14 protein-coding genes are annotated in these 13371 nt (G+C 47.4%); 6 read left to right on the top strand and 8 right to left on the bottom strand.

All coding sequences use genetic code 11. The features are described 5' to 3' along the window. Positions 1–6: 6 nt before the first annotated feature. The 5 genes from OGH69_RS10455 to mraZ all read right to left on the bottom strand — a co-directional run bounded on the left by OGH69_RS10455 (position 7) and on the right by mraZ (position 5372). Complete coding sequence (locus OGH69_RS10455) at positions 7–1470, bottom strand: UDP-N-acetylmuramoyl-L-alanyl-D-glutamate--2,6-diaminopimelate ligase (protein ID WP_265174413.1); 1464 nt, start codon at positions 1468–1470, stop codon at positions 7–9. Next, on the bottom strand, positions 1467–3467 hold the full coding sequence (locus OGH69_RS10450) for a penicillin-binding protein (RefSeq protein ID WP_265174412.1): 2001 nt from the start codon (positions 3465–3467) through the stop codon (positions 1467–1469). Before OGH69_RS10450 ends, OGH69_RS10455 begins: the two co-directional genes overlap by 4 nt. Further along, positions 3458–3811, bottom strand: a complete 354-nt coding sequence (locus OGH69_RS10445) for an FtsL-like putative cell division protein (RefSeq protein WP_265174411.1) — start codon at positions 3809–3811, stop codon at positions 3458–3460. The genes OGH69_RS10450 and OGH69_RS10445 overlap by 10 nt, the downstream gene beginning before the upstream one ends. A gap of 204 nt (positions 3812–4015) precedes the next feature. Then, complete coding sequence (rsmH, locus tag OGH69_RS10440; protein ID WP_265174410.1) at positions 4016–4924, bottom strand: 16S rRNA (cytosine(1402)-N(4))-methyltransferase RsmH; 909 nt, start codon at positions 4922–4924, stop codon at positions 4016–4018. Next, positions 4899–5372: a division/cell wall cluster transcriptional repressor MraZ gene (mraZ, locus tag OGH69_RS10435; protein WP_265174484.1), complete on the bottom strand. Its 474-nt coding sequence runs from the start codon at positions 5370–5372 to the stop codon at positions 4899–4901. Before mraZ ends, rsmH begins: the two co-directional genes overlap by 26 nt. A gap of 105 nt (positions 5373–5477) precedes the next feature. On the opposite strand from mraZ, the gene OGH69_RS10430 reads away from it, so the two are divergent. From OGH69_RS10430 to yihA, 4 genes are all read left to right on the top strand, one after another. Further along, positions 5478–5741, top strand: coding sequence for a hypothetical protein (locus tag OGH69_RS10430; protein ID WP_265174409.1), 264 nt, complete (start codon positions 5478–5480; stop codon positions 5739–5741). A gap of 88 nt (positions 5742–5829) precedes the next feature. Next, complete coding sequence (locus OGH69_RS10425; protein ID WP_265174408.1) at positions 5830–6618, top strand: alpha/beta fold hydrolase; 789 nt, start codon at positions 5830–5832, stop codon at positions 6616–6618. Between the two features lie 51 nt (positions 6619–6669). Continuing rightward, a complete protein-coding gene (locus tag OGH69_RS10420; RefSeq protein WP_265174407.1) occupies positions 6670–7335 on the top strand; it encodes a hypothetical protein in 666 nt (221 codons plus the stop codon). Between the two features lie 273 nt (positions 7336–7608). Continuing rightward, entirely contained in the window at positions 7609–8229 is a 621-nt protein-coding gene (gene yihA, locus OGH69_RS10415; RefSeq protein WP_265174406.1) for a ribosome biogenesis GTP-binding protein YihA/YsxC, read from the top strand. A 49-nt stretch (positions 8230–8278) separates the two neighbouring features. On the opposite strand, the gene gldC is transcribed toward yihA, so the two are convergent. Both gldC and gldB read right to left on the bottom strand, forming a co-directional pair. Beyond that, positions 8279–8617, bottom strand: coding sequence for a gliding motility protein GldC (gene gldC, locus OGH69_RS10410; RefSeq protein ID WP_265174405.1), 339 nt, complete (start codon positions 8615–8617; stop codon positions 8279–8281). After that, the gene (gldB, locus tag OGH69_RS10405) at positions 8607–9578 is read right to left on the bottom strand and encodes a gliding motility lipoprotein GldB (protein WP_265174404.1); all 972 of its coding nucleotides are present in this window, start codon (positions 9576–9578) and stop codon (positions 8607–8609) included. Before gldB ends, gldC begins: the two co-directional genes overlap by 11 nt. Positions 9579–9664: 86 nt before the next feature. On the opposite strand from gldB, the gene nadE reads away from it, so the two are divergent. Continuing rightward, the gene (gene nadE / locus OGH69_RS10400; protein ID WP_265174403.1) at positions 9665–10471 is read left to right on the top strand and encodes an NAD(+) synthase; all 807 of its coding nucleotides are present in this window, start codon (positions 9665–9667) and stop codon (positions 10469–10471) included. 143 nt (positions 10472–10614) lie between these two features. Beyond that, positions 10615–11244 (top strand): LuxR C-terminal-related transcriptional regulator, encoded by a 630-nt coding sequence (locus tag OGH69_RS10395; RefSeq protein WP_265174402.1) that lies wholly within the window; start codon positions 10615–10617, stop codon positions 11242–11244. A gap of 138 nt (positions 11245–11382) precedes the next feature. Here OGH69_RS10395 and dnaG read toward each other — a convergent pair whose 3' ends face one another. Then, positions 11383–13365, bottom strand: a complete 1983-nt coding sequence (gene dnaG / locus OGH69_RS10390; protein WP_265174401.1) for a DNA primase — start codon at positions 13363–13365, stop codon at positions 11383–11385. Positions 13366–13371 lie beyond the last annotated feature (6 nt).

Here is a 13371-nt window from a genome sequence, read left to right as displayed (position 1 = left end):
ATACGCCTATTTGTTTAATTGCCCTAAAATTTGCTTCACCGTTGCCATGTCATCAAAGTCATACTTCACTCCCTTTATTTCCTGGTACGTCTCATGGCCCTTGCCGGCTATGAGTATAATGTCATTCGGCTGTGCCAGCTGGCAAGCCAGCTTTATCGCTGCCTGCCTGTCAACCATTGCCACCGTTTTTTTATAGTTCTGCGGCTCTACGCCCTTTTCCATGTCCTCAATGATGTCCACCGGATCCTCACTCCTCGGATTGTCCGAGGTGAATATCGCCCTGTCGCTCATGGTCGACGCGATGTTTGCCATCACGGGGCGCTTGGTCTTGTCCCTGTCGCCTCCGCAGCCCACCACGGTTATCAGCTGCTCGTTGCGGGTACGGATGTTCTCTATCGTCTTCAGCACGTTCTCCAACGCATCAGGTGTATGGGCATAATCCACTATTGCGGTTATGCCCGTATCGGACACGATGAACTGGAACCTGCCCGATACGCTTTCCAGCTCGCTCATCAGCCTCAGCACCTCCTGCCCTTCAAGTCCAAGGTTTACCGCTGCCGCATATATGGCCAGCAGGTTGTAGGCGTTGAACCTTCCAATCAGCTTAACCCAAACCTCCTGCTCGTTTATCTTCAGCAGCAGGCCGGAAAGCTGGTTTTCCAGTATCTGGGCTTTGTAGTCGGCATAGGTCTTCAGCGCATACGTCAGCTTTTTCGCCATTGTGTTCTGCAGCATCACCAGGCCGTTCTTATCGTCTACGTTTACCAATGCAAAGGCATTTTTCGGCAACTCGTCAAAGAACCTCTTCTTCACATCGCGGTATTCCGCGAAGCTGTTGTGGTAGTCCAGGTGGTCGTGGCTCAGGTTGGTAAAAATCCCCCCCGCAAATTCCAGCCCCGTTGTCCTGTGCTGGTGTATGCCGTGCGAGCTCACCTCCATAAAGCAGTAGTCCACCCCTTCGTTCACCATTTCCGCCAGGTACCTGTTGATGGCCAGCGAATCCGGTGTGGTATGCGTTGCCGGATACTCTGCATCAGCCACCATAACCTTTACGGTCGACAGCAATCCTGTTTTGTAACCTGCATTCTTAAACAGCTGGTACAGCAGTGTCGCAATCGTGGTTTTGCCATTAGTGCCCGTAATGCCTACCAGTTTCAGGCTGCGCGACGGATTATCGTAATAGTTGGCCGCCATGGTTGCCAGCGCCGCCGCCGAATGCTTTACCAGGATATAGGTCACGCTTTCGTGAAGCGTTGCAGGCATTTCCTCGCACACCACAGCCACAGCGCCAAGGCCAATAGCCTTTTCAATGTAGGCATGGCCGTCGCTCTGCGTGCCTTTTATGGCAATGAACGCATCGCCCGGCTGCACTGCGCGCGAGTCGAACTCCATCTTGCTGATGGCTATATCGGTCGGGCCTTTCACAGCCTCGATAGATGTCTTGTATAGAATATCCCTTAAAACCATCACGATAATTCCAATATTATGGTTTGATCCTTCACTATTGCCTGTCCCGGTGCCAGCGACTGTTTTTTTACTTTGCCCATGCCTATCACCTGCACCTTCAGCCCCATGTTGCCCAGCAGTGCCACGGCATCCATGCCGCTCATGCCTATCGTGTTCGGTACGGCATCCTTCAGCTTATTCTGCTTGTCGTAATAGGAGGCATACAGCGACTCCTGTTTCTTTATTGCCTTGTCCAGCTTTTTCACCTCGTTGGTGCTTGGCACATCGGTATATATTTTTTGCGCGATCCTCTTGAATACCGGCCCCGATACGTCAGCTCCGTAATACCCTTTGCCCACATGCGGCTTATGGATGATCACGATGCACGAATACTCCGGATTGTCAGCCGGGAAATACCCCGCAAACGACGAGGAATAGTACATATCATCGCCCTTGCCCCCACCGTAGTTCACCTGCGCAGTCCCTGTTTTGCCCGCCATCGAGAAGTTGGGCGAATACAGCTTGGAACCCGTTCCTTTTTTTACCACATTCGCCATGATGGCCTTCACCTGGTTGATGGTTTCCTGCGAACATACCTTTGGGTTGATCACTTCTTTCCCAAATTTCTTTATCAGCCTGTCGCGCTCCCTTATCTCCTGTACAAACAGCGGCCTTACCATTTCGCCATTGTTGGCAATCGCGTTATAGAAAGTCAGCGTTTGCAGCGGCGTAAGGCTAAGCCCGTAGCCAAAGCCCATCCACGGCAGTGAAATCCTCGACCACGTTGGGTCTTCCGGCTGCGGTATCCTTGGCGACGCTTCGCCCTTTATCGTTACCCCAAGCTTTCGGTTGAGCCCAAAATCATTAATGTGCTGCACAAATTGCTTAGGGTTGTCCTTATAACCTTCATATACAGCTTGCACAAGCACCGTATTGGATGACAATTCAAAGCCTCTTGCCAGCGATATTTTACCGTACCCGCCTTTTTTCGAATCGCGCACGTGGCGTCCAAAATAAGTGATGTCCCCACCATGGGTATCATACACCTTGCTGGTATCTACTTTCTTGTCCTCAAGTAACGCTACAAGCGCAGGCAGCTTGAATGTCGATCCCGGCTCCTGCGATTCCCATACCGCATAGTTCACGGTTTCGGAATAGGTACCGTCGGTATTCCTGCCCAAGTTCGATATCGCCCTTACGTACCCCGTTTTCGTTTCCATGACCACTACGCAGCCGTGGTCGGCCTCATAGTACTCCAGTTGCTTTACCAGCGCGTGGTGGGCAATGTCCTGGATGTACACATCGATGGTCGACACAATGTCCAGGCCATCCACCGGCTCCACCTCATCCACGTCGCTTATCGGCTTCCACTGGTTCTTGGCGATCTTCTGCATCATGCGGCGGCCGTCTTTCCCGTTAAGGTATTTGGCAAAGGCACCTTCAATGCCCACCTCAAGGTTTTCGCCCGAATGGCCTATCCTCTCGTATCCAATGGTCCTTTCGGCAATGCGGCCGATAGGGTGTTCACGTACTATCTTCTGCTCCGTGATCACGCCGCCCTTGAAAGCCCCAAGGCTAAACAGCGGGAAACTTTTCACGCGCAGGTATTCGGTATAGCTAAGGCCTTTGGCAATCAGCAAATACCTGTTCTTCGTGTTGCGCGCCTTGCGCAGCTCGTTGTGGTAATATTCCGCAGGCTGCCCAAACATCACGTTTAGCGAATCGGCCAGGCCTTCGGCATACTTGTCAAAATTCTCTTTGGTAGGCGCCATGGCGTCAAAGCGCACAGTGTAATGCGGTATCGACGTAGCCAAAAGGCTTCCGTCTGACGAGTACACGTTGCCGCGGTTGGCCTTGAGCGGGAAGTTTTTTACCGTTCCCTTTTGCGCCAGCTCACGGTAGTGGTCGCCCTGCACGAGCTGGATATTCATCAGCTTTACAGAGACAAGGATAGCCATCACGAAAATCATGAAGGCTACCAGGTAAATCCTGTACGATGTTTTTTTATCCTCTACTCCCATACCTTTAGCTTATCCCAAAAGTCCTTTTCTTTTTCAGCAACTACCTTTATCTTTTTTGGCGGCACCGATGAGGGGAATATTTCCCGCTCCTCCATTTTGCGCGACACGGTCGACTCCATCTTCAGCTCCATAAGCTCCGAGCGCCTGTCTACAAACTCCGACCTCAGTATCTTCACTTCGTTTTCCAGCTCCCCAATGCGGTACAGCTTCTGCTCGTAGTCGTGGGTGTTGGCGATCATCAGCATGGCTACGATAACCAGGAACACTATAAAGCGCCAGTTCTTCACAGACCCCTGGTCTACCAGATATTTTGCTTTTAAGAGATTGATTACCCCGCCTTTCATAGTTTTGACTTTATTTCCCGACCCCTTGAGCCGGGACGCTTATTTGTCCTCCCCCCGACCCCCTAAGGTTGCTTCGTCGTCCCTCCTCGCAATGACAGGGGAGACGGGACGTCCAATCAGTACGTTTATTTTGACCTCACCCCCGGCCCCTCTCCAAAGGAGAGGGGAGTGTGGAGCGGAAATTCATTATGTTTTAACCTTATTCTATTTCTTTTCGGCGACCCTTAGCTTTGCGCTGCGGGCCCTGTTGTTTTGCGCTATTTCCCCGTCCGTCGGGATGATCAGCTTTTCGATGCTTTTGAACGGCACCTCGAAATTCCCGAAGAAGTCGCGTTCGGGTTCTCCTTCAAACATCCCGTTGCGCATGTACCTTTTTACCAGCCTGTCTTCGAGCGAGTGGTACGATATCACGCTCAGCCTGCCCCCGGGTTTCAGCAGCTCGAGCGACTGCTCCAAAAACTCCTTCAGCACATCCATCTCCTGGTTCACCTCTATGCGTATCGCCTGGTATATCTGCGCCAGTATCTTATTGCTTTTATGCCCCGGCAAAAACCTCCCCAGCACCTGCTTCAGCTCGCTGCTGTTCTTTATCGGGCGCTCCTTCCTGGCATTGACAATGACCGATGCCATTGCCCCGCCATTCTTCAGCTCACCATATTCCACAAACACCCTTTTCAGGTCGGCCTCATCATAATCATTCACCACCTTAAAGGCATTCAGCTCGTTCTTTTTGCTCATCCTCATGTCCAGCTCTGCCTCAAAACGTGTCGAAAAACCACGCTCTGCCACATCAAACTGGTGCGACGACACCCCAAGGTCAGCCAGTATGCCGTCCACTTCCTTCACGCCATGAAACCTCAGGTACCTTTTTATGAACCTGAAATTCTCCGGAATCAGGGTAAACCTGGCATCATCAATCACATTGGCCTGCGCATCCTCATCCTGGTCAAAGCCAAAAAGCCTTCCGTCCGGCCCCAGCCTCTTCATTATTTCACGGGAATGCCCACCCCCGCCAAAGGTCACATCCACATACACGCCACCAGGCTTAATATTAAGCCCGTCAACGGTTTCCTTCAGCAATACAGGGTTATGATATTCCATCCTCATCGTCATTTAAGCCACCCATTACGTCTTCCGCAAGGTCAGCAAAGTCTATATCTGAGCCGTCAATCGACTGTTCATACTTATCTTTGTCCCAAATCTCGACAATGTTCACTGCCGACGACAGCACCACATTACCCTCAATACCCGAAAACACCAGCAGGTCTTTTGCAATCAGCATCCTTCCCGCCGCATCAATCTCCACCTCTTTCACCCCGGCTGTAAACCTGCGGATGAAGTCATTGTTCTTTTTCACGAAACGGTTCAGCTTATTGATCTTTGCCATCATCTTGTTCCATTCCGCCATCGGGTACAGTTCAAGGCACGGCTGGAAAACAGAACGCTTCAGGATAAAGCCCTCCTCGAGGCTTCCTGCCAGCTGCTTCTTCAAAGGCGCCGGAATCGCTATCCTGCCCTTCGCATCAGCCTTACACTCGTATGTTCCTGTTATGACTTTCAATGAGTTACCTTTCGGGTTGATTTTGAGCAAATATATGGAATATATCTCCACTTTTTCCCACTTTCCCCTACTTTGTTAATAAGTTTTGGTTTCAAAACCCACTTTGTGAGAAATTCCAACTACTCCCTGAATATCCAAAAGGATGCAGAAATTTTAGTGTTTAAAAAAAATGCTTTGAAAGTCTGTAATTTTTTAAGGGGAGTTAACAATCTTATTGAAAAATCCAAAAAATTCGTCGCAAGTGGGAGACCGTGGGAGTTTAATAGTATTTTAACGCCTGAAACTGCCTTCATATCATTACCCGATTGTAAATCCCCCCTGTTTGCCGTAAGCTCATTTCTTTCACTACAAATCAATATGCATGCATAATGCTTTATTAAATATTATGCCCCGCATTTCTTTATAAGCCATAAAGTCCTATATTTGTCCTGATACTCGATTTTTGTACACAACCAACATGCAAGACAAGATAAAAGACGGCAAATACACTTATTTTGAAGCCGGAGAAGGCACCCCGATAATTATCCTACACGGCCTTATGGGCGGGCTTAGTAATTTTGGAGGGGTAGCGGAATACTTTCCGAAGCACGGCTATAAAGTGGTTATTCCCGAATTGCCCATTTACACACAAAGCATACTGAAAACCAACGTAAAGGCTTTTGCCAAATGGGTAAAGGACTTTATTACGTATAAAGGATTTGACCGCGTTATCCTTTTAGGCAATTCCCTTGGCGGACATATTGCGCTTTACCATACCAAGATGTACCCGGAGAAGATGCTGGGGCTTATCATTACCGGAAGCTCGGGGCTGTACGAGAGCGCCATGGGCGACAGCTACCCGCGCCGCGGCGACCGCGACTACATCAGGAAAAAGGCGCAGGATGTGTTTTACGACCCCGCGGTAGCCACCGATGAGATTATTGAAGAGGTGTATACCATGGCCAATGACCGCATGAAGCTCATCAAGACCCTTACTATAGCTAAGAGCGCTATACGCCACAATATGGCCAAGGACCTGCCGAAAATGCATGTGCCCACCTGCATCATCTGGGGAAAGAACGACACCGTGACACCGCCGGATGTGGCGGAGGAATTCCACAAGCTGCTGCCTAACTCTACCCTGTCATGGATAGACAAGTGCGGGCATGCCGCCATGATGGAGCACCCCAATGAATTCAACAGGCTGATGCATGAATGGCTGAAGAAGCTGGACACCGCCCATAATTTGCTGACACAGGATTTATAGGATACCAACCGCGATAACTTTTATCGTGGTTTTTTATTTTAAGAACTGACCATGAACGAATTGAAGATAAGAGGGGGCGCCTACATAGGCCGCAGCAAAGCAACATGGCCACTCGTTACCCTTACTTTGCAGAATGGGGTATTGGAACTCAATGCCGGCCTCCTGGGCAAATTCGTTTTTCTCGCTGAAGACGTTACCTCACTTGACTCGTACAGCCTATCCGCCATAAGTGGCGATGGCCTGCGAATCTGCCACAACGTGCCAAGCTATAATGACAAAATCATTTTCATGCCCTTTAAGGGAACTGCGTACCGGCTGAGGCAGCAAATCGAGGCAGCAGGCTTTGACAACAAAGCAAACGGCCGTTCACCCAACACTTCACAAAGAGAAAAAGAAATCCGCCAACTACAGGCCTCGGGCGGTTTCCCTGTCAAAAAACCCTTCGCAATAGCCTTTATAGTACTATGGAACCTGCTGTTCATCGGTACTGTGCTTTTTAATATGCAAAGCACCACTCCTGAAAAAGCGTTTCCGTTTTCACCACTGCCGGCCCTTGCCTGTATGGCAATCGTTGCCCTACTCCTGCTGGTGTCGCCCGCATTTGCCCGCCTCGTGCTCAAAGAAGGGAGAAGCATAAAAGACATAAGGGGTTTCCTGCTTTTCATTTTGCTGATTTCAATAGTTATGTTTGGTGCATTCTCAACCTTTGCTATATAAAAACAGGCTGTGAACGTGTCCCGGATCGGAATACTGCGCACGATTTTGCCAATTATTTGTATTTAAAGAAAATTCGTATATTTTAATACCGGCTTCAAAAATGAAACAATTTGAAAGCCGTGATTTTTCGTGCGTGGCTAACTCTTTCCTCCGCCAAAAATAAGCTATCCCTTTTTTTCCTCCGGTACATACCCTAAAATCATCTTGTCCTGACCCAAATACACCCTTGGCTATCACCTTATAATACCCTACCTTTGCCCAAAATTCACCATAATGAAGATCAATACCGCCGAGTTCATAATCAGCAATTCAGATGTCAGCAAATGCCCTAATGAGCCGCTTCCGGAATATGCCTTCATTGGCCGAAGTAATGTGGGGAAATCTTCCCTGATCAATATGCTTACGGGACGCAACAGCCTGGCCAAAACATCAGGAAAACCCGGTAAGACACAGCTAATCAACCACTTCAAAATCAATGGCAACTGGTACCTTGTCGACCTTCCGGGGTACGGTTATGCCCGTGTTTCGAAGTCCACCAAGGAAACCTTCCAAAAGTTCATTACCGACTATTTTGAGCGCCGTGAGCAGCTGGTTTGCGCGTTCGTCCTGATCGACATACGCCTTGAGGCCCAGAAGATTGACCTGGAATTTATTACCTATTTAGGAGAGTCGGGCGTACCGTTCTGCATCATTTTCACCAAAACTGACAAGATAAGCCGCGGCAAGGTAGACCAGCACGTAGCCGCCTATCGCAAGCAGCTCCTGGCCAACAACTGGGAGGAAATGCCGCAATACTTCGTTACCTCATCTACCGAAGGTACCGGGCGCGAAAAGGTACTGGAATTCATCGACGGGGTGAATGACGGGATTTTTAAGAATCAGGGATTTATATAAACAAAAACGCAACCGATTTGGTTGCGTTTTTTGTTTTGAATGGCTATCGTTACTGCTTCTTCAGCTCCAGCTTCTCGGCGAAGTAATCGCAGAAGTCCTTCATGGTATCGGCCATTTTCTTGTCGTTGGTGGCGCGTTCAAAGGTATCGGACATAGATACCAGCGTTTGGTGGAAGAACGTTTTCATTTCATCAACCGGCATGTCCTTTGTCCACAGGTCAATGCGCATGCTCTCCTGTGCCCTGCTGTCCCACACCGAAAGCATCACGGCCTTGGATGGCTCATTTACCACACCGCCGTCCCTGGCAGTCCAGCTCAGCTTCTCGGGAACGCGGTTTTCGTCAAGTTCTACAACTATGTTTATTTCAGATTTCAGGTTATTCGGCATCGCTCTTGGGTTTGTATTTGGATTTATCAAAAAGTGCTTTGGCATCCATTGCCAGCAGCTGCTGCAAAGGTACGTTTTTATTGTTTTCGGCATACGACCTCACAATTTGCCAGCCTATCCATTGCCCCAGCCTCCCGGGTGACTCATTATCAAGCTCGAGATAAAACTTCGAGAACGGAGCCGGCTTTATGAAACGGTCCAACAGCTTGTGGTCTGTTGCAAAGAGCAGCTTTCGGTCGACAAAATAACGCCATATTTCAGCTTCATTGACTTTAGACCAAGCCTGTTGCTCCTTCGTGTAGCCTATTTTGTGTTCATCGGCCATCTCAGGAATCAATAGATCTTTAAGGTAAAGCTCCTTACCATAGTAAATCATTTCACTGAGCAAGGTATTGTCTTTCGGAGCCGGAATGCGCCCCATAGAGAACGCCGTAACAACATTAGGCAGTATCTGTGATGGCTCATACTCCTGCACCTGGTATTTCGGGAGGCCTTCATACAAATAATTGTCTTTCCCCAAATAAAGGCTTAATGGTACGATAACCAAATCTCCCTGGTATACTGCAGTGATATCATTATTATCGTCTATTATGGTTATTACACGAGGTGACTTAAAATTAGGGTAATAATATTTGATATGCCTGAAAAGGTTCTCAAAGTCGGTGTCCAATGATTGCAGATTGGGGAATTTTTTCTGCACCTCATCATATAGTTTTCGAAGAAAAGGATCATTCATACGCGCCTGCCATACAGCATCGCTGTTCCCTTCCGGAAAAAGGAACGGGAACTGCTGCTTTAGTTTAGGCAAGTCTTCGGGCTTGCTCTCAAAAAAGAGCTTGTCGAAACGCTCGATAGTTACTTTTTCAACCTTTACTTCGGCCACTTTCTCTTCAGTTTCATTTTCTTCTTTACAGGAAAAAAACAACAATGAAAAAGCCGCTAAAATGATGTATTTCTTCATTTTGTGTTTTTATTAGGAAATTCCTTATCGGAATTGTTTAATTTTACCCCCGCAAATATACGCACTCATATATTAATAGTAAAACAATGCCAATGAATGCTACTTTTCAGGCACAGGCCATCAACGACCATATAGTAAAATGGCTGAAGGACTATGCCTTTAACGCAAGAGTAAAGGGTTTTGTTGTAGGGATTTCTGGCGGGATCGACTCGGCACTTACCTCTACACTCTGTGCGCAAACAGGACTACCCACCCTTTGCATAGAAATGCCCATCCACCAGCCTCCTTCCCACGTAAGCCGTGCACAGGAGCACATCGGCAATTTAAAAGACATGTTTGACAATGTATCCTCTGCGCTCGCAGACCTTACTCCCGTATTTGAAACTTTCAGGCAACAGGTTCCGCAAACTGACGACGAGCATTTACTACATCTTTCTCTAGCCAATAGCCGTGCAAGACTGCGAATGACCACATTGTATTATTTTGCGGGAATCAACAGTGCCCTTGTAGCAGGAACAGGCAATAAAGTAGAAGATTTTGGCGTAGGGTTCTTTACGAAATATGGTGACGGCGGAGTGGACATCAGCCCGATAGCCGACCTGACCAAGACTGAGGTACGGTTATTAGCAAGACATCTGGGAGTGACAGAAAGCATACTCACAGCAAAACCTGCCGACGGCCTTTTCCACGACGACCGCAGTGATGAGGACCAGCTGGGAGCCAGCTACGAAGAACTCGAGTGGGCCATGGAACAGATGGCAAATGGGAAATCAGCGGTTGATTTTGAAAAACGTGACAGGGAAGTATTTGATATATACCATAGGTTGAACACAATAAACAGGCATAAGATGATTCCAATACCGGTTTGTGAAATACCCTTCAGCCTAAAGTAAATTATCTCATTCACAATCCTTTAAGATAAAATGCAGAAAAAGGATTATAAACCCTTAAAATTGAAATAAAATTCTTTCATTCACAATACTTTAAGATATTAATCCCTAACTTTACTTACAAGAAACCCAAAAAAACGGATATTATGATTAAACTATGCCTCGCGGACAACCACCCGGTAGTGCACTATGGGATGAAGTCGTACTTTAACGATAATCCGCAAATTAGTTTTGCAGGTGTGGTTAATAACCTCGACAGCCTGCTCGATACATTGGGAAAAAAGACAGTAGATGCTGCGGTCATTGACTTGGAATTAGATGGCCTTACCAGCATCAGCTCAGTTAAGTCATTGGTAAAAGAATTCCCTGAAACCAAAATCATCATCTTTACCAATCTTGCAGAGCAAATCTACGCTCCAAATGCCTTAAAAGCAGGTGTATCGGCCTACATACACAAGAGTGCACGTATGGAAGAGCTTGAAAACGCCATCAAGAGAGTTAACGAAGGTGAAGTTGTATTCAGTGATACTGTGAAGAAAAACCTTGCTCTCCTCAATAAAGGAAAGAAGTCAGAGAGACTCTACAGGAAACTTTCCTCACGGGAAATCGAAGTACTCCGCTATCTTAGCGAAGGCAAAAAAAATAAGGAAATTGCCAAATTGCTTGAGCTGAATGAAAAAACCATTAGTACCTACAAACTAAGGCTGCTTACCAAGTTGCACGTTACCAATCTGGTTGACCTTGTGAATAAAGCAAAAACGCTTGACATCGTTTAATCTTCAAACTCCAAAAAAAGGACAATAAAAATACGCAGCGGCTTTTCTCACTTTACTAAAAATACAGGCGCCTCCTTTTGAGAGGCGTTCTTGTTTTTGGATATTGGATTCTCTGATTATGTCCCCTGATTGCTTATACTAAAAAAACTGGCTCCGCAGTCTGCTTATTTTTCGTGAAAGGTAATTCACAAGTGTATTATAGTCATTTACCGCCATCAGGATTTCCATGTTATCAGCTTCCGGGCTTACCTGCATCTTGAGGTCCTGGATGAGCTTACCCAACAGCAGCCAGCGCAAGTCGATAATATGCTCATTAGCATAAGCCGAAACTGACAGGGATTTATCTTTTACAGGGATTTGCTTTTTCTCCTCCCATTCGTGGAGCACATATTTTTCATCCTGCATGAAAATATCAGTGGCCACGTACTGCAGTTCAGGATGCAAGGTATTGAGAAAGGTCTCTATGTTTAGCTCCTGGTGCGTGAGATAATGGTCGATTATGGCCTTATAGAGATCCCTGAATACCGGATTAGTAAACTGTATCTCGTCTTCCTGGAGGTTCAGGTAAATGCGCTCGTAAACTTTGTAGGTTTTCTGTTCGGTATACTCATATTCCTTGCCAAATTCGTCATACTTTATATACACATCCTCAAAGTCCTGCTCGGTGCTCCCATACAGCAACAATATTTCAATGATCCTTCTTTCCAGCCGGTCAAGTATGTCAACACGTTCCTGCTGCGGTACAAAATCATCCGTAACAGGCTTCATGGCATTCGCCCTCTGCTGTTCTTTTAGCTGCTTACCCGCATCGGCAACTTCCTTAGACACGATTTGTGACAAAGTACTTACCAGGACCTGTTCCGAAATATCCATGATACGGGCTACTTCCTGTATATATATCTCCCGCTGTATGCGGTCGGGAATTTTGCCAATGCTCACTACCATATCGCGTATCAGCCCGGCTTTTTTTACAGGGTCGTTCTTGGCTTCATCCATCAACAGGCCGGCTTTGAACTGTATGAAGTCTTTCGCATTATCGTTAAGGTAGGCGATCAACTCATCGTGCGGTGTTTTCTTCGCAAAGCTATCGGGGTCATCGCCATCCGGGAAGGTACACACTTTAACATTCATGCCTTCTTCCAGAATGAGGTCGATGCCGCGCACCGAAGCCCGAAGCCCCGCAGCATCGCCATCAAATAGTACTGTAATATTCCTGGTTAACCTGCTAATGAGACGTATCTGGTCGGGTGTAAGTGCCGTACCCGATGAGGCCACAACGTTCTCGATGCCCGCCTGGTGCAACTGGATTACATCGGTATAGCCTTCAACTAAATAACAATTATCCAGTTTTGCAATGGCCTGCTTGGCGTAGAAAATGCCGTATAGCACCTTGCTCTTGTGGTAAATGTCGCTCTCGGGGGAATTGAGATATTTGGCAACTTTTTTGTCATTACCTAAAATGCGACCCCCAAAGCCCAGCACACGGCCGGACATACTTTGTATCGGGAACATTACTCGGCCACGGAAACGGTCGACAGTGCGGCCATCTTCGCGCACAATGGTCAGCCCTGTCTTATCAAGGTAGTCCAGCTTATATCCTTTGCCCAGCGCTTCCTTGCTGAATGCATCCCATTCTTCAGGTGAATAGCCCAAGCCGAATTTCTTTATAGTGTCGCCGGTAAACCCACGCTCCTTGAAATAGGAATACCCAATAGCCTGCCCTTCATCAGTATTCATCATAGTGTTATGGAAATACTTCTGCGCAAATTCCGACACGAGGTACATGCTCTCTTTTTCATTGGCCTGTTCCCTGTCTTCATCAGTTTGTTCAGTCTCCTCTATCTCGATGTTATATTTTTTGGCTAAGTAACGAATGGCTTCCGGATAAGTAAAATGCTCGTGTTCCATAAGGAAGGCAACGGCATTCCCGCCTTTGCCCGAACTGAAATCCTTCCATATCTGCTTTACGGGCGATACCATGAAAGATGGCGATTTCTCATTACTAAAAGGACTCAGCCCCTTGAGGTTGCTCCCTGCCCGCTTTAATACCACGAAATCACCGATCACCTCCTCAACACGGGCGGTTTCATATACGGTATCTATGGTGCTTTTGGATATCAATTGTCG

The organism is Flavobacterium sp. MFBS3-15, from assembly GCF_026107645.2.
GTDB lineage: Bacteria > Bacteroidota > Bacteroidia > Flavobacteriales > Flavobacteriaceae > Flavobacterium.
The sequence above is the reverse complement of the archived record's forward strand: the minus strand, read 5'-3'. Positions and strand labels throughout refer to the sequence as shown.